Source organism: Prevotella sp. (assembly GCF_051059605.1).
Taxonomy (GTDB): Bacteria; Bacteroidota; Bacteroidia; order Bacteroidales; family Bacteroidaceae; genus Prevotella.
Genome location: NZ_CP050883.1, coordinates 992,149 through 1,008,650 on the forward strand (window position 1 = coordinate 992,149; position 16,502 = coordinate 1,008,650).

Consider the following 16,502-nt stretch of genomic DNA (forward strand, 5'->3'; position numbering starts at 1 on the left):
TAGATACAACCAACATGTGCTCGCACTTACAAAAGAAGTGTTTGAAGAAGATGGCGTTTACCATCATATTTAGATGGCTATGCAGGATGATGATGAGCTAACTGCATTTGTTCGCTCACGCCAACTGCATATTATGATAGGTAGTGTTCTTACATTAATCCAAATCCACTTACTCTTCTTCCCATTGCATTTTGGTGAACACTTGTTGCAGTTCTGTTACCTGCATATCAATTGAGGCGGCTTTTCGAAGGTGAGCAACTTGAAGAGTGAAATCATTATTTACTCCCTCCATCGTGAAACCATCTTTGGTTTGAAGCAAACGCTTCAAATAATTTCTTCTATCTGCCAGCATCCGATTAAGTTCAACATCGGTCAGATTCTTGATAATATCATATTTATCATACAACTTAGCACGAGGATGTTTCTTCAAAATTTCATTAATGAATGCAACATACAACAGCACATCGGCTTCAACTGCCCATGGTGAAAGCCATAGATTTAAAGCGTTTACTGTAGAATTATAAACTACAGATACACCTGTTGCTGATTCGTTATACTTAAACACAATACTTGCCTCCTCTCCTTCGTCACATTCTTCAAAATATTCGTCATATAAGACTTCTTCAGGATTATCAGGTTCTCCATTTGGATATAGATAATCTACTGCTTTATATATCTTGAAACTCTTTGGGAGTCCAACGATGGCTAATTCATCATATTTCATAGTTCTATCAATTAATTATTAGTTAAAGAATTAGATAATATTTTACTCCAACTCATTTCATTCTTTCAGATATCCGATTATGGTTGTCTCTGTCAGACCATAACTCCCTATTTAGAAGACGAATACGTTGCACTTTCTTCTCGTCCGTACGATCAGGTAAGTTCTGGTGTAGAATACTCATACAGATCCACCATAATCTTTATATTTAAATATCACTTAGATGATGTTTAGTTATCATTTAACTACTTAATCATCACTTTATTGAAGTATAACATCGCAAAAATAACCTATTTATTTCAATCAAACAAGTATTCTTTAGTAATTATTGATTCTCAGACGATTATTTTACATTTTTATCTTAGCCATGTATATTTTCTCTTCCGCATCACATACATATCATTTTATTTTTGTACTTTTGTTTCCTTTGAGGAAGGACTAGTGCTGTTCTACTTTTAAACAAGTAATAGAAACGCAAAATTGAGTTTAATCTACTATTGTCTTTTTAATATAGATCTATAGCGTTAAACATCAAATGATAGCTAAAAGTTTATATATTGTATTAAGCCCTTAAAATATATGATTTCAATAGATACAACCAACATGTGCTCGCACTTGCAAAAGAAACTGTTTGACGAAGATGGCGTTTACCATCATATTTGGATAGCTATGCAAGATGGTGATGAGCTAACCGCAGTTGTTCGCTCACGCCAACTGCATATCTACCGCAATGGCAAGAAAGTGCTGGTGTTAGCTGGTAAGGCTGCGCCGAAGATTATTAGAGAAGACAGTATCTGTGAAATGATTTAAAATTTATAGTAGGAATGAAACTGACATATATATTTCATAGTGGTTTTGCTATTGAGACAGAAAGTTGCGTACTCATCTTTGATTATTGGATGGATCCTACAGGAGCCATTTCTAAAACTCTATCCACTACTAACAAGCCTGTTTATGTATTCGCTAGCCATTTCCATGAAGACCACTTCACAAGGGATATTCTGAAATGGAGAACCGATTACCCTACTCTTTCTTTCACCTATATTCTTTCAAAGGATATTCTGAAACGCAGAAGAGCCGACAAAGAAGATGCTGACGTATGGATGGCAAAAGGTTCAGTATGGAATGACAATATTGTAAACGTCTATGCCACAGGCAGTAATGATAGTGGAGTTTCATGGATAGTTGAAGTAAAAGAGACCGAAAGTCAAGTTAATAGTAAGCGCATTTTCCATGCTGGTGATCTAAATAATTGGTATGCCCGTTTTCTGACTGATGACTATGATGGAGGTATTATTCATAATGAAGAGCTTGGCGTTATTGATCCAATAAAGGATGAGAAACAATTTCTCGGAGAGTTGAAAGACATCAAAAAGATAGCAGACTCTTTCGATGTAGTGATGTTCCCTGTAGACGGTCGTATTGGTAACGGATATACTCGTGGAGCCAGACAATTCATCGAGCATTTCAAGGTTGGATTGTTCATCCCGATGCATTTTGTTGTTAGTGGTTTTAAGAGTGCATGGCGCATGAAAGAGTTTACCGACGAATATAACATACCTTTTTGGAGCATCGAGAAGGAAGGTCAGTCAATTAACATAGAGAAAGAATAATCAATGACACCTAGGAAATGAATACAACATACATGCCGAGCAAACAAGTTGCAGGTTCATGCATAATCAAGTTGCATTCGCCCTTATAGATAAATTAAAATCACGTTAACGCAACTCCCTAAACTCCATAATATCAAGCATGCAAAACTGGATATCATTAATTACAGAATGCCAACTTTGATGAAAATGACCATAGAACCAATGAGATAATGGATTATTCAGAATACGTAGTTTGTCGTAGATCAAATCCATCACTGCCCTCTCCAGCTCCACATCTGCAATTAATGTTTCATCTTCTTTTTCCCATGAATTCAATCCTGTTTTAGAACGGAGTTCACAGAATGATGGTGCGGTATGCGTAATGACAGTATCTATAGCATATACTTCATTGATTTTATCCAGCATCTCTTCATCGTATACAGGTGCTTCGTTATGCCAATAATAATTCTGAGCGAACGGTGTATCAATTGGAGTGTTATGAGTGTAATGATATGCTTTCTTTATCTTTTTCTCCCACTCTTTGATACGAGGCGTTCTATCAACAGAAACGGCACCACCAACACAAAGAATGGTATGTCTACATGCTTTAATCAAAGAATAGTCTGGCACAGCGACGAAGCGTTTATGCTTATAAACCTTACCATCAAAATAAGCAGGATTATCATGATTACCTCTAACGAATACTATCACGTTATTAGCTTGGTTCATTCGCTTACTGTTTTTCTTTGCAATTTCATCATAATAGTTTTTCTGCTCAAAGCCAAAACCACAGTCGCCAGCTACAATAAGAATGGTATCAGTCATTTGGTACTGTACGCACATCTTGTAAACAAGGAGATTGTAGTCTCCATGTATATCGCCAGAAACAACTACAGATTTTGCTTCTGGGAATTCAAGCATGAATATGTCACTATTACTTTGCATTACCTAATTCAATCCAAAATGGTCTAAGCTTTTCTTGTATATATTCTACTACATCTTTGAATGTTACGTCATTGTCTTTCCCTATTTTCTTAAGAAATGCCTTCCATCGCACTTCCATTTGAGGATTCTTGTTGAAATCTTCTCGGAAGAAAGCAGTGTCCTCAACATAGGGCGTATGTCGGTTTTCAAAAGTATGTATTACAGCATCTTGTAAAACCACAACATCATATGACTCTGAATGCAATATTTTATAGAGATCATAATAGTCTTTCATTCTGCTATTCTGATCAGCTAGATCAACTGCAGCATGCATCTTCTCTGCGATAACAGTCTCTACTGAATAAGCAAGAATGCTCGGACTTGGCAGGTGATCCAACATAAGCGGATACTCCAAATCTACAGGACATGGAGTTACAATATCACCAAAGCCAATATCCATGGTTAATACTTGGGTAATAGAATCCATTTTTACAGGAACGCTTATTCTAACACCATGATAATCTTTAAATTCAGTAATTTGTCGTGCAGAAATTTGTTCTACTTCATAGATAACGCCATCTTCCTCGAATGGAACAGAACATATTTCTTTAAATACCCTTATTATATTTGCCTCGTCATTGCTTACATTCACCCCAAGAAAGTCGATATCCAATGTTGGACGTGCTGCAAATTTATCATAAGCATACATGAGAGCTCCACCTTTCAAGTAGAAGTTATCACGATAGGATGTCTGGGATATTCTAAAAAGGAGACGTTCCTGAAAATATCTTGTAAGAACAGTCTGAAAGAACACACCTTCTTTTTTAGCAACATTAAGTAATTTACTTCTTACCGATTTTCCATAGTTAGGTACACCCTTATTCATAGCTTTACCTCCAGATAAGTCGCAAGAATAGATGCTACACGGAGTTTACTTGCATAATCCATCAATTTTGTAAGATTTCGATCTTTACGGTTCAAATAATTTGTGATGATTTCCGAGCAAACATCCATACCTATTTTGTTTCTGAACTTAACAGCATCACAAACAGAACGCTCTACATTATAAAGTTTCACCTTAAATCCTTCTATTTTCTTAACCTCTACACCAATATTCAAGAGTTTTTCTGTATAATGGTGTAGGTCAATAGATGGATAATCAGGAAGAGTTACTTTTCGTCCTCGCTTAATAGCAACATGAAAAGCTTGAGGCATTGATGTAGTCAACTTATAAATATTCCAAGCCGACCACAGACAAAGTATTCCTTCTGGAACTACAGCATTTATGTCAATCATCGTACCACTCATCTGCTCCATACTTGCATAAACGCCACGGCGAACCTGAATCAACTCACCCTGTTTTACGTCCTGAAGCATTTTATAATAAGCGGTCCTACCCTTAGATTTCATAACTGCTGACCTGCTGAATTTTATTGATTTACCCATACTATTCATATTAAATCGGTACAAATATACTACAAATATTGATTAGTGTAGTTTTTTTGTACTGAAATTATATATTTTTATGCTATTTTCCGTGCAAAGTCAGAATTAGGAAATAAAAACTTGCCTTTACTCCCATAAAGCGAATAAAGGCAATTTATTAAAGTAATAACATTACTCAACCCAATCTTTCTTTGGCCTTACAATTGGGAACGTATAAGTTTCTGTTACATACTTACCTAGAATCTGCATTACAAGGATGTCGTTCCTGTGCCTACTAACTAATTCAAGTATTCTAGGCTTCATGATAATTTCTTGTTCGGGTGTGAGCTTATAGAACTTTAAGTCAAAAGAATCAACATGCCCATTCATGTCATGATTAACTTTCATCCTAAATAAGAATCTGTGGACATTATCAGAAATTCCATTCCAACTAATGCTATCATGAACGATGGCTTTCCCGAAATCCTGCATACTATTCCCCTGTACAATTCTGTTATGAAAATATATCACTTTCGTCACTATTCCCTTCTTTATGATAAGTAATGCTTCTTCCTCCTGATTACGATCAAAAGCCATATGATTATATCTAATAAGTCTGCCTCTACCAATGCGGATCGTATCATTAACCCATGAAGCAAAGATCCCTTGAGGCATTGCATATTTAGAATAGCATTTAAATACGTGCGGCAATTCCACATATACACACCTACTTCGGTTCAGAGAATCAGTCGTATACTTTTCCCTTACGACCTTAGTCAAAATCAATTTATTGTTTATAATACTCCAATGACCGACATAGCCTCTCCAGCATCCAGTATTCCAGCAATTCTTTTCGAAATCATTACTCTTGTGCCACTCTTCAGCCTGCTCGACCATATCAAGCGGACAATAGAACATTGACCAACTTTTATTATCAAAAGATAAAAGTTCTGCTACTTGACCAGTTGCATGCCCTTTTATAACTATGAAGAACAGCAATATGAATATAAAAAGTATTTTCTTCATTTGTTATGATTAAATTATATTTAGTTAGTATTTCTTACTGCGTTTTTTATGGTTCTTATTCTTTGTTTTCCAATGGTTACTTTTTCATCGTTCTTTAGGTCTTAAATGCAACAAAACTACTGCTTTGGATAAGATTAAATACTAATCATTATGAGCATTATATAGTACCATCCCTTTTGCAGTCAATAAATACCTTTGACGAGGATGACGAGGAGAATCGGGATACAGCAAACGAATATATCCTTCATTTATAGCTGGCTTCAGATAAAGATTAAGGAAGTTGTCTCTTCCCTTTAGTTCCAAAGCATCCATCATTTTTTTAACAGACAACTCCTTATTACCAATCGCAACGATCAGTCGCTTGATATTAGCGTTGTCTGTATGTAACTTATCCTGTACTTGTCCTGCACTTGTCCTGCACTTGTCCTCTACTTGAGTTTCAATTGCTGGGTCAGCAAAGTTAAGCTGCACCTTCCATTCATCAGTAGCATGTATATGGAGATAACGATTTCGAAGATCCCATTGCTCAGCCAACAATAAATTACGGAAGAATCGATCAAGGTATATAGGCGTATAATCAATACCCAAAAGAGCATTCTTGTAATTAGCACGCACCAATGCATTTCTGAAGTACCATGAATGACGAGCAAAGAGATCATTATTCACCGCAAAGCCAATAGACCGCAGATACAAAATAGTAAACACTGCTGTAGTTCGAGTGTTACCTTCTGCAAAAGCATGAATCTGCCACAATCCCGACACGAAATGGGAAATGTGTACTACCATATCATCAGAAGAAATACCACGATAACTAAAAGTTCTCTCGTGCTCTATATCATAATCAATGGCTCTATGTAAATCCTCCCAATTCAGATAGTTCACGGTATCTCCATCAAGAATCCATTCACGCTTGGTTATATCATAATCACGAAGCTTACCAGCATGTTTGAATACACCTTCAAATACCCGACGATGTATAGCTATATAGCCACCTGTACTAAAATCAACAGTTTGCGAAGACAATATCTTGGTAATATTGGCAGAAACCTTATCAGCCTCTTGCTTGCCATCATCATCTGGCTCTCTCAGAGTCTTCGATTGATAATAAGTTTTGACCAACAGTCTAACTTCATCAATGTCAATCTCACCCTCGATATGCTTACGAGCAGTCTCTTTTAAATAATCAGAAGTCTTCAAACCATCCACAGCCTGCAGTCCGATAGCAGTCTGCCAAATGCTGGCTTTTTCCTTCTTGCTTGGTTCGCCTTGACGAATGTATTCATCAAAATCGAGGATATTTTGCTTCTTCTGATCCATAAACAGCGTTTATATTTATATTACAAAGTTAATAAAAACTTCTGAGAAAGCAAAATGAATTGGCTAAAAACAGTGTAGTTACGAACGTTATAAAAAGAAATATTCAACCATTTGTCCAACCACCTTGTTTAGCAACACATCCTTAAAGAACTGGGATTGCGGTGCGCTATATATGATTTTTGAGTTAAACTCCATCTCTTTTTATAGTTCATTGTATTTCTTAGAACTGCCTTTTGCCTTTTCTACAGGGTATTTCTCTGCATTACGTACAATCTTTTTGAGGCAAATATCCTTCACATCAAGATTGTATTTATCGGCAATCATGAAAGCATAATTAAATACATCAGCAAGTTCTTCCTTTACCTTTTCAATCTTTACATCTTCAACATTCTTCCAAAGATATGCCTCATTCAGTTCAGCTGCTTCAATAGAAAGAGCTAGAGCCAAGTCCTTAGCATTATGAAATTGTTCCCAATCACGATCGTCATTGAATTTGGCAAGAGTTTCAATTATTTCCTGTATATCATTTGTCATATTAGGCTCCGTGTTAATATAATTATGTATAATATTAAGCACAAAGATAATACAAATAGATAGAAAATGCAAATTTAAAAGTTCTATTTTACGGAAAAGCTGGAGACTATAGAATTAAAATGTTACGGAAGGAAGTAACTAGCAGGATTTCTTCAACGCTTCGGAACTCCACTGCAATAAGAAGATTTAAGGAACTATGGGAACGTATGGATTTCCCTCAAACTAATAGGGAATACATACTCTCACTTTAGGATTTATCCTTTTGAAATCCTTGATTTTTGCCATACCTTTGCATCAACAACAAGAAATACTAACCGCTCGAAAGAGCATTAAAGAAAGGAATAAGTTATGAAAAAGATGATGGCAACACTTGCAATCGCAATTGCAGCAAGTACTATAACAACAAACGCTTCTTCAAAGCATCAGAAAAATTGGCGTCATAACAATGACAATGTTGTAATTATGGACAATGACAATGATCGTCATAACGGTGGTGACAGAGTTTATAACATTGACAGAGGTCACAGAGGACATGACGTGGTTATCATCAACAATTATGGTAGACATGACAGAGGTCACAGAATGGTGCGCCATGAGCCGCCACCTGTAAGGTTTGCACATCATGCACATCCATTCATCGGCTATCGTATCAGCGAAATGCCACGTGGAGCACGTCGAATCTATAGCGATCATCACGAATACTATGTTTATGAAGGATATGTATATAACCCAGTTGTTACTGCTGCAGGTATCATATTCGAGGCGATAGCACTTGCTTCAACTCGATAAGAGCGCTCCACCTTACAAACCACTACATATAAAGTCAAGCCCCCGGCATTTCATCATTGAATTGTCGGGAGCCTGCATATTATAACTTTTGATATTCTATCATCATCTTTTCAACAAGATGAATAGCAGCTGCTCTCTCCCACTTCGAGCTCTCATAGTACCTAGTGATGAACGGTTACAACCAGTGCTCGACTATATAAACACTCATCTGTATGAGGATTTGTCGATAGGTACCCTTGCCAACAAATTCAGCTTTTCGGTACGCAACCTAAGTCGTATATTATCAAGCTCTGGCATTAGATATACCTCTTATGTCAACTACCAGCGCATAACGCGCGCTATAGAACTTTTTGCTGATGGTAACAAGACGATGGCAGAGATTGCGTATGAAGTGGATATAACACTCCAAACAACTTTAACCGTGTATTCAAGAAGATAATGGGTATGAATCTGAGTGCGTTCACAACAAAGTAAATCGCTTGGTATTAATATAATTATGTATAATATTAAACACAAAGACGATATAATTAGGTAGAAAACACTTTTTGTTCTATGAGGTTTGTAATATCAAGATATTTTCATATATTTGCCCATGATAATTACTATTGACATGGGGACATGCGAATACATGGTTACTGAAATGGCAATAAATTACGAACGAATAAACAATAACGTTTTAATAAATTAAACTATGGATAAAAAACTCATGAACAAAATAACAGAGCAGATCCAAGCTTACATTAACGAACAAGAAAAGATGGGGAAAACGCCCAATATGGAAAGTCTGAATAGCTTCTTAGGCGACGTTATTACCGTTCAAAACAGAACATCTATAGCTGATTTCAATGGATTTACATCTGAACAGATGTATCAGATGATCAACAATCCGTTGGGAAAGGAATGTCCTGTGCAATTGCGCAAACTTTCCAATAGCGAAATAGAAGAAATCCCATTCCTCAAACAAGCACTCCACCTGCTGAGATTTTTATCTGAAAAAGAACTCAAGCTCACGCCACAAGGTTACATTCCTCCTAAATTGGTAACAACACTATATGAGATGGGATTGTCTGATTGGAATTCAGATTATTATAAGCAAAAATTAGAGTCCAGAGTTGAAGTGGTACAAGTGCTACGCATCGCATTGAAAGAGTGTGGATTTATCAAAGTACGCGATGGAAAGATGTCGCTTACAACCAAAGGAGGTAAGATACTAAAGGACTACAATGCTCTTTTGAACGCCTTAATGGTTTTTCTCCTTTTTGACTTCAATACAGGATACTTCGATTTATATCAAGATATGGAAATTGGTAATGTCGGGAGGCTCTATTCTCTTTGGCTTCTTCATCGCTACGGTGACATTTGGCGACATAAAAATTTCTATGCCGAGGCTTACTTTAATGCATTTCCTGATTTATTTCCATCAGCGTGCTATGAATTTAGAACATTTGATAGGGTATTTCATTATATCGGTCTTTGCGATATTAATAAAACCGAAGAAGATCGCGGTTTTGATTTTGGAAGCAAAACAAGAAAGAGAGAAATACTCGATAAAATATTTACATTCGTTGAACCTCAGGATAAATAGTTTGTCTAGATGAAGAATAACGAACTGAAAAAACTTATCGACAAGCTGAGTTATAGCGAGTTAAGCGATATGCTAATGGAATATGCCCAGCAAGATAAACCTTTTGAAAAAAACTTCAAGAATTTCATTGAGAGGAAGATAAAAGACGTTTGCGAAGAGGATGTACGAGAGGAAGTTGCCTTCTCTTTTTGTCAGATACATTCTAGCGGTAGCAGATATGACAGCTATGAAGATACCGATTGGCACACTGTCATGGAGGATTGTGATCACTTATTCGAGAAGGCATTGCAAGCCTTTTCGATGGGAAAACTAAATTGTGCTGTAGCCTATCCATTGCAATGGTTATCCTGCTTTTGCAATACCTTTACCGAGGATTCTTTCTCTTATAATAACGAAGGAACTAAGTTTAGTTTTGCTTGCGAACAAGCAATAGAAATTATTGAGAAAGTGATGAGAAGCCCAAAAGCAGATGCCGATTTCAAAGAAGGTGTGAGTATAGAACTATCTAGTATAGCCAAAGATACAACTATTTTTGATGATTACCGCTTTGTCAACCTAAAAGCATTTGCCAAGCGAATGGAAACCATGACGCTATCAGGAGAGGATGCGCTTACAAATATTGAGGAGCTCATCGAAAAACATGAATACGGCGTATCACTATCAGATCTAATCATTCAAAAAGCAACGATTTTATTCGCTATGAACAAAGACGAGGATGCCATTCGCTTTTTGGAAAATAATGTGTTAGAAAAGGAAGTGTGCGACTATTTTGTTGGGCTTCTGATAGAAAAACATGATTATAACCATGCAATAGAAGTTTTGGAAAAAGCAATTAAATTTGGAGAAAGCTGTTATGCAAGGATATGGCTTAAGAAAGAGATTGAGATTTATTTGTCGCAAGATAGAGATAAAGAGGTTACAGATACCTATCGAAGATTGTTCATACTCTCCAATGGTGACATTGAAACCTATAAGACTCTAAAAGAGCGCATTCCTAAGGATGAGTGGAAAGGTTATCTGGATGCATTTATGAAAGAAACTACCTTCTATTATTCCGTCCTTGGAAGAAACGATAAAGCCGAAATTATAAAAGAAGAATATGGTGATGAAGCTTTGTTTGAATATCTGTGTACTGTGAATAATGACTATCGACTAGAGCTGTATTCCCATTATGCTACTCAGCTGGCGGTTGAATACCAAACAAGACTCATCCCCTATTACATGGATGCTTTACGAAAGGAAGCTACATTAGCCAAAGAACGTAATCAATATCAAAGGGTAAGATCCTATATGGAACGCCTACAAGAACTGAAAGGTAGCGAGGAAGCCATTAAAATTCTTCTAGCAGAATTTAGAGAGTTATATCGTCGTCGCCCTTCTTTTATGAGGGAATTAAATCGAATTGATAACAAATAACATTGTTTTAAATTCGTTGAACTCACGCTATAATTATGTATAATATCAAGCACAAAGGCAATACGATTAGGTAGACTATTACCATGTTAAATTTCCATTAATCATAGATTATTACTCAGTTCATCAAGGGTACAAATCGAACTGATTTCTTGATACACGCCATTTTTATATTTTTCTTTAGTTACCTTGTTTATTATCATATTATATTTTTCAAGAATAGATGCATCAATATTATTTTTATTCAATGGTATTTCTACATCAACATCTGTATCTTCAACAAACGTCACTTCTGAGGTTAATGAGCTATTCATTAGAAATAATTCTACAAAAGGCTTATACTTTTTAGGAACATAACCAATTATTCTATCATCTTCAAGATAAAAACCTAAAGCACTATCGTCATAATCGTTTGTTGAATCATGTTTAATAATGAGTTTAGTACCTTTTCGAATGTCATGAAGCAAATCTTCATAATTTTCTCTATATTTAAGTCCGACAACAAACATGTTCATATTGTGATGATTAATTGTCCTGGTTACCCATTCACCATCAGGATTCACACATTTTATAGTGAAATACGGTTGATATTCTGTGGCAATAGCTTGTGCTTGTTTTGGCTCATCTGATTTTTCGAATTCAAATCCTCTGCAATCCATATAAGACTCTACACGTTTTCTCAGCACCTCTTTTGCGAAAGACTCATCTAAACGTTTAATTTGTTCTTCTAATTGTTCTTTTGTTCTACAATTTCCATCAAAATATGATTTCTGAATTATACTGAACCAAATATCAACTGTAGAACTTAATTGCTCATAGTCATTTTTGGATGGATATAAATTTTTAAAACGATATGTAAGCTCGTCTGTATTTAGTGAGAGAGCCCATTCTTCTGTCAAATCTTGTTCTCCTGTCCAATAATCAGTTTCAACAACTGATAATTTGCGTGCCGACAGTGGATAAGCTGGTAACTCTTCAAAGCCATCATTACTTTCAATATACATATCAACAGTAAGACATCCATGATTACTACCTGTATGCCCTATTGCCTTAACAATTACAGCAGCCAATACAGAATCATCTTTGTATCGTTTAATTGATGGTAATGCTGCATCAGGAGCCAATCCTACTAAACGGGTCTGACTATAGAATTCCATCGTATTATTCAAGAAGTTATATCTTATATACAAGTGACTTCCTTTTTCAAGCTCATCAATAACAAAATCCTTGTCATCATCATCAAGATTCTGAAATCCAACAAGTTTTAATGTCTGTATGTTATACCTGTTACTACATTTAGCAACGTCTTCATGTTCTAATTCTATAGAATCATCGTTTGATTTGAAAAAATTCTTGAAAAAATTCATAATGGAAAATATTAAATTTAGTAATAGTTTACAAAACTACACAAAGTATTCGAGAAAAGCAAAGGAATATCGAAAATATTTTCAAAAGATTCATCGTAAATTTGGAAGGTATATTTCTTCCTAAATATACAAAGTTTCCAGAAAAAAAGAAAAATTACCTACATTACCTACATTTTTGACTTAAACAATTATTAATCAATATATTAACCCATGTATAACAGTGTATTTTCCTACATCTTTCCTACATGGTTCCTACATTAAAAGCACGTATTTTTGCATAAAACGATGGATTTTGATTGATTCGCAATACGAAAATCGCTTTTTAATCTTAGACCGTTTAGGTCAGGTTTTCATCAGTAACGCAAATCACTATGGGTTCTTTCATCAGAATTGATAATATAGAAATCTCTTTTATATTTGTAAATAAAATATGAACACCAAGCTAATTTGTAAAATATTTTAATGCGTCAAGCTATTCAGTAAGAGATTTCTGAAACTATACTGATCACCAGTAACGACTTAAAAAAATGTATAGTGTTTCAGTATGCATAACTACAAATGTATATACAGATACCAATTATGGTCAAAATGCATAAAGTGCAGCGAGAATAAAATCACCTTTTGACTTAATACAGAAAAGGTATACATCGTTTTAACAATTAAATGATGGAAAATCAAAAGAAAAAAAAGGAACATCGAAGTTACAGTCGTGACTTCAAGCTTCAAGTATTAAAAGACATGTATGAGCATGATTTGTCATATGGTTTTACTGCTCGCAAATATGGGATATTGGCAGCCCATTCTTTACATTTGTGGGAAAAAGAGTTTCCCTTAACCAATAAATCATTATCTTTGTCAACAACAACAATACAAAAGGTAATGAGTATGCGTAAGAAAAAAGATGAAGCCAAAGCAGCTTTGGTTAAGACAAAAGAAGAGCAACTTGAGTATGAGATATCTTGCCTTCGTAAAGCTCTTGAGTATTCCGAACTTCGCAATGAAGCTCTTAATGAGTTATTAAAAATAGGCAAGGAAGATTACGGAATCGACTTATTAAAAAAAGCTGGCGCCAAACAGTAAATAGCCTTCGCACCAGACATTCTAATCTATCAATAGAATGTCTGAGTGGGCTGTTTGGTAAAACACGTGTAGGCTATTATTCAGTAAGCAAGGAGATGCTGGAAAAACGAAAATTGACAGAGACTACAACTATCAGTATAGTCAGAGAAGTACGCAATGAAGCTCCAGGCATAGGAGCATACAAACTCTTTATCATGCTTAAGGAGTTATATGCAGAAAAGATGGTTGGGCGGGATAAATTCTACGCTTTGTTGCATTTTCACCATCTTATGCTCAAGCCCCAGCGTAAACGGCATACGACAAATTCAAATCACCATTATCACAAGTACAAGAATATGATCAAGAACTTTATACCGACTGCTCCCAATGAGTTATGGGTTGCTGATATTACTTATATAGAAACAAAAGACGGTGTGTGTTATCTACATCTTATCACTGATGCCTTTACACACGAGATAATCGGCTGGACATTGTCCGACACGCTTATGGCTACCAATACTATAGCAGCTTTGGAGCAGGCTATAAAGCAAGCTGGTAATTCAGACTTAAGCAAACTTATACATCATTCAGACCGAGGTTCACAATATTGTTGCAATGCTTATGTGGAACGACTTAATTCCATTTCTGCCACGATCAGCATGACAGAGGATTACAAACCTACTGACAATGCCATTGCCGAACGAGTGAATGGGATTATCAAACAGGAATGGCTGTATCGTATGGACAGACCTAAAAACTTAGAGGATGCAAGGAAAATTATAAGCTCCATTATTAATTTCTATAATAACAAAAGGCCACACATGAGTAACTGTATGAAGACTCCAGCAGAGATGAGAATGCAATTTAGGTAGTTGCTCTTTGGAGGCTTCACGCCTCCAGCCGCAAGGCAAACCACCGTGGTGTTTTTCATGGGAATGTATTTGTGTATAGAGGAATTTTATTTAACTTTGTAAGAGAAATGTACATATTAAACTGATTTGTAATAAGATTTCAATATATCAATTGTTTCTGTAAAGGATTTCAGTATTCGTAAAGTATATCAGTAAGGGTTTAAAAAATATGTATAGTGTTTCAGAATGTATAACTACAAATGTGTATACCTATTCCAGTCATAGTCATTTTTCGGAGTGCTTTTGAGTAATAAGGCCCTAATCACTCGGTAAAGCATGTAGGATAGCAGAGTGATTAGGCCCTAATCACTCCCTAAAATGTATAAGAACGGACTCTTATACATTAGCTAACGTATTGTATTACAATGCGTTTGACAAAAACATGTAGGAAATGGCCCTAAAAACTCACAAAAAAATATTTTTTTGTTGATATAGATAGAACATGCGGATGCTTTTTTGTAACTAAATACATCTAGAAATATTGATATTCTACACATTAGTTAATATAAAACTGTTATGGATGTACTGTTTGTATTCTTAATTCGTCCGTATAATGTTCTTTATTCATTGCTTTATGGTAACTTGTGGCAAAGCTTCACAGTACTTTTTGTTTACGACTCTGTCTCTCATCAATTTCATATTTGTGAAATTGCGACTGATGTTCTGAACTATTTCAAGATACGTATCAGACTTATCATCCGTTTTGTAATAGAAAGGTTTGATTGATATACAATTCTCATGTTCAAACAATGTATTCAGGAGAGTCCGATCAGAATTGCCACAGGAATGTCCCATTATATATATTTGGTATGGTCCAGACTCAATAAAGTTTAACATATTACGATAATTATCTGCCTCCAAATATCTAACCGATTTTGAATTCTTTAAATACTCGTTGTCGTTAATATTCTGAATTTTCTTATAATTCTCATCCAGTTCATCACCGTAACCAAAAATCATTCCTTCGACATTATTTAAATCACCATGAATATGATTTACTTCAAAAACAGAATCCTTAATATATTGATCAGCAATCTCTGTATAGTTAAAGTTAAGAAGCTTCATATTGTAAGGAAAAAGAAAGTTGTCTGGAATTTCTTCATCCGCAAACTCATCTATTCCAATATAATTCAAGCTTTCCTTAAATTGTTTTATCTGCTTAGATTGTTCTGAATTTATTGTAAAATTCCATTCCTTATCCCATCGTTCATATAAATCTTTAATACTAAAATCAGGATCATTAAGCCTATTATTAACAAATAAGCTCAAAGACTCTTTTGCACCAACAACTAATTCACATGGTTTTATTGGTGCAAATATTTTTTCCTTCAACTCTTTGTTTATAATAGACTTAGCCAATGCTTTTTGTTGAATATATAACAAATAATCTGACAATAGCCTCTTGATATAATCAAGTTGTTTATTCAGCTCCTTTGGATATATTTGTTTTTGCAATAGCGATGGCGTGTATAAAAGTGAGTAATAATCATTTTCAATATCTACCCACCCTTTAGTCTCAATACTTTTAATGATTTTATCAAATAGTCTTGAGAACTTGACCTCAAAATTTTCTTTATCATTTAAAATCTGGCCAATAACTTCTAAACCGTTAGGTGGACTAATTATACTTATATGATAAAACATATAATTAGACCAAGATTGATCATTTCTCTTCAAAGTAAATGTACAGAACTGATCTGACCACACTTTTCCAGAGCATAAACTAAGCTCATAAAATACCTTATTCCAATACCACTCGATAAAATCCTTGTAGCTGGTTTTGAGTCCATGAGCCAAGTCAAATCCGTTGCCTATGAGTATTAGTCTATTCATCCTTTA

At 35.2% G+C, this 16,502-nt stretch carries 17 protein-coding genes; 8 read left to right on the forward strand and 9 right to left on the reverse strand.

The genetic code is table 11. The features are described from left to right. Nucleotides 1-169 precede the first annotated feature (169 nt). Nucleotides 170-724, reverse strand: a complete 555-nt coding sequence (locus HEQ28_RS03945; protein WP_434503878.1) for a hypothetical protein — start codon at nt 722-724, stop codon at nt 170-172. A gap of 579 nt (nt 725-1,303) precedes the next feature. On the opposite strand from HEQ28_RS03945, the gene HEQ28_RS03950 reads away from it, so the two are divergent. Beyond that, nucleotides 1,304-1,531, forward strand: a complete 228-nt coding sequence (locus HEQ28_RS03950; protein ID WP_434504421.1) for a hypothetical protein — start codon at nt 1,304-1,306, stop codon at nt 1,529-1,531. Nucleotides 1,532-1,545: 14 nt separating this feature from the next. Beyond that, the gene (locus tag HEQ28_RS03955) at nt 1,546-2,334 is read left to right on the forward strand and encodes an MBL fold metallo-hydrolase (RefSeq protein WP_434503879.1); all 789 of its coding nucleotides are present in this window, start codon (nt 1,546-1,548) and stop codon (nt 2,332-2,334) included. Between the two features lie 105 nt (nt 2,335-2,439). On the opposite strand, the gene HEQ28_RS03960 is transcribed toward HEQ28_RS03955, so the two are convergent. The 6 genes from HEQ28_RS03960 to HEQ28_RS03985 all read right to left on the reverse strand — a co-directional run bounded on the left by HEQ28_RS03960 (nt 2,440) and on the right by HEQ28_RS03985 (nt 7,539). Further along, nucleotides 2,440-3,258, reverse strand: a complete 819-nt coding sequence (locus HEQ28_RS03960) for a metallophosphoesterase (protein ID WP_434503880.1) — start codon at nt 3,256-3,258, stop codon at nt 2,440-2,442. Further along, the gene (locus tag HEQ28_RS03965; protein ID WP_434503881.1) at nt 3,248-4,123 is read right to left on the reverse strand and encodes a nucleotidyl transferase AbiEii/AbiGii toxin family protein; all 876 of its coding nucleotides are present in this window, start codon (nt 4,121-4,123) and stop codon (nt 3,248-3,250) included. Before HEQ28_RS03965 ends, HEQ28_RS03960 begins: the two co-directional genes overlap by 11 nt. Continuing rightward, nucleotides 4,120-4,692, reverse strand: a complete 573-nt coding sequence (locus HEQ28_RS03970; protein WP_434503882.1) for a type IV toxin-antitoxin system AbiEi family antitoxin domain-containing protein — start codon at nt 4,690-4,692, stop codon at nt 4,120-4,122. Before HEQ28_RS03970 ends, HEQ28_RS03965 begins: the two co-directional genes overlap by 4 nt. A gap of 162 nt (nt 4,693-4,854) precedes the next feature. Then, the gene (locus HEQ28_RS03975; protein WP_434503883.1) at nt 4,855-5,688 is read right to left on the reverse strand and encodes a hypothetical protein; all 834 of its coding nucleotides are present in this window, start codon (nt 5,686-5,688) and stop codon (nt 4,855-4,857) included. A gap of 141 nt (nt 5,689-5,829) precedes the next feature. Then, nucleotides 5,830-7,005 (reverse strand): Fic family protein, encoded by a 1,176-nt coding sequence (locus HEQ28_RS03980; RefSeq protein WP_434503884.1) that lies wholly within the window; start codon nt 7,003-7,005, stop codon nt 5,830-5,832. 201 nt (nt 7,006-7,206) lie between these two features. Next, on the reverse strand, nt 7,207-7,539 hold the full coding sequence (locus tag HEQ28_RS03985) for a nucleotide pyrophosphohydrolase (RefSeq protein WP_434503885.1): 333 nt from the start codon (nt 7,537-7,539) through the stop codon (nt 7,207-7,209). Between the two features lie 348 nt (nt 7,540-7,887). Between HEQ28_RS03985 and HEQ28_RS03990 the strand changes: the two genes are divergently transcribed. From HEQ28_RS03990 to HEQ28_RS04005, 4 genes are all read left to right on the forward strand, one after another. After that, nucleotides 7,888-8,328 (forward strand): hypothetical protein, encoded by a 441-nt coding sequence (locus tag HEQ28_RS03990; RefSeq protein WP_434503886.1) that lies wholly within the window; start codon nt 7,888-7,890, stop codon nt 8,326-8,328. 118 nt (nt 8,329-8,446) lie between these two features. Further along, entirely contained in the window at nt 8,447-8,767 is a 321-nt protein-coding gene (locus HEQ28_RS03995; RefSeq protein ID WP_434503887.1) for a hypothetical protein, read from the forward strand. 252 nt (nt 8,768-9,019) lie between these two features. Further along, complete coding sequence (locus HEQ28_RS04000) at nt 9,020-9,913, forward strand: hypothetical protein (RefSeq protein ID WP_434503888.1); 894 nt, start codon at nt 9,020-9,022, stop codon at nt 9,911-9,913. Between the two features lie 9 nt (nt 9,914-9,922). Further along, on the forward strand, nt 9,923-11,329 hold the full coding sequence (locus HEQ28_RS04005) for a hypothetical protein (protein WP_434503889.1): 1,407 nt from the start codon (nt 9,923-9,925) through the stop codon (nt 11,327-11,329). A gap of 101 nt (nt 11,330-11,430) precedes the next feature. On the opposite strand, the gene HEQ28_RS04010 is transcribed toward HEQ28_RS04005, so the two are convergent. Continuing rightward, on the reverse strand, nt 11,431-12,693 hold the full coding sequence (locus HEQ28_RS04010) for an HIRAN domain-containing protein (protein ID WP_434503890.1): 1,263 nt from the start codon (nt 12,691-12,693) through the stop codon (nt 11,431-11,433). A 663-nt stretch (nt 12,694-13,356) separates the two neighbouring features. Here HEQ28_RS04010 and HEQ28_RS04015 point away from each other — a divergent pair. Together HEQ28_RS04015 and HEQ28_RS04020 are read left to right on the forward strand one after the other, a co-directional pair. Further along, the gene (locus HEQ28_RS04015) at nt 13,357-13,773 is read left to right on the forward strand and encodes a hypothetical protein (RefSeq protein ID WP_434503891.1); all 417 of its coding nucleotides are present in this window, start codon (nt 13,357-13,359) and stop codon (nt 13,771-13,773) included. After that, nucleotides 13,746-14,624, forward strand: coding sequence for an IS3 family transposase (locus tag HEQ28_RS04020; protein WP_434504422.1), 879 nt, complete (start codon nt 13,746-13,748; stop codon nt 14,622-14,624). Before HEQ28_RS04015 ends, HEQ28_RS04020 begins: the two co-directional genes overlap by 28 nt. Before the next feature lie 603 nt (nt 14,625-15,227). Here the strand turns inward: HEQ28_RS04020 and HEQ28_RS04025 are convergent. Beyond that, nucleotides 15,228-16,496 carry an AbiH family protein gene (locus HEQ28_RS04025; protein ID WP_434503892.1) on the reverse strand — a complete coding sequence of 423 codons (1,269 nt, stop codon included), beginning with the start codon at nt 16,494-16,496 and terminating at the stop codon, nt 15,228-15,230. Between the last annotated feature and the right edge of the window lie 6 nt (nt 16,497-16,502).

Excerpts from the sequence above, each read along its gene's own strand:
- HEQ28_RS04015 (WP_434503891.1), top strand. The coding sequence starts at position 13,357 with ATGATGGAAAATCAAAAGAAAAAAAAGGAACATCGAAGTTACAGTCGT.
- HEQ28_RS03970 (WP_434503882.1), bottom strand. The coding sequence starts at position 4,692 with ATGAATAGTATGGGTAAATCAATAAAATTCAGCAGGTCAGCAGTTATG.
- HEQ28_RS03945 (WP_434503878.1), bottom strand. The coding sequence starts at position 724 with ATGAAATATGATGAATTAGCCATCGTTGGACTCCCAAAGAGTTTCAAG.
- HEQ28_RS04000 (WP_434503888.1), top strand. The coding sequence starts at position 9,020 with ATGGATAAAAAACTCATGAACAAAATAACAGAGCAGATCCAAGCTTAC.
- HEQ28_RS03965 (WP_434503881.1), bottom strand. The coding sequence starts at position 4,123 with ATGAATAAGGGTGTACCTAACTATGGAAAATCGGTAAGAAGTAAATTA.
- HEQ28_RS04010 (WP_434503890.1), bottom strand. The coding sequence starts at position 12,693 with ATGAATTTTTTCAAGAATTTTTTCAAATCAAACGATGATTCTATAGAA.
- HEQ28_RS03990 (WP_434503886.1), top strand. The coding sequence starts at position 7,888 with ATGAAAAAGATGATGGCAACACTTGCAATCGCAATTGCAGCAAGTACT.
- HEQ28_RS04025 (WP_434503892.1), bottom strand. The coding sequence starts at position 16,496 with ATGAATAGACTAATACTCATAGGCAACGGATTTGACTTGGCTCATGGA.
- HEQ28_RS03980 (WP_434503884.1), bottom strand. The coding sequence starts at position 7,005 with ATGGATCAGAAGAAGCAAAATATCCTCGATTTTGATGAATACATTCGT.
- HEQ28_RS03955 (WP_434503879.1), top strand. The coding sequence starts at position 1,546 with ATGAAACTGACATATATATTTCATAGTGGTTTTGCTATTGAGACAGAA.
- HEQ28_RS04005 (WP_434503889.1), top strand. The coding sequence starts at position 9,923 with ATGAAGAATAACGAACTGAAAAAACTTATCGACAAGCTGAGTTATAGC.
- HEQ28_RS03975 (WP_434503883.1), bottom strand. The coding sequence starts at position 5,688 with ATGAAGAAAATACTTTTTATATTCATATTGCTGTTCTTCATAGTTATA.
- HEQ28_RS03995 (WP_434503887.1), top strand. The coding sequence starts at position 8,447 with ATGAATAGCAGCTGCTCTCTCCCACTTCGAGCTCTCATAGTACCTAGT.
- HEQ28_RS03985 (WP_434503885.1), bottom strand. The coding sequence starts at position 7,539 with ATGACAAATGATATACAGGAAATAATTGAAACTCTTGCCAAATTCAAT.
- HEQ28_RS03960 (WP_434503880.1), bottom strand. The coding sequence starts at position 3,258 with ATGCAAAGTAATAGTGACATATTCATGCTTGAATTCCCAGAAGCAAAA.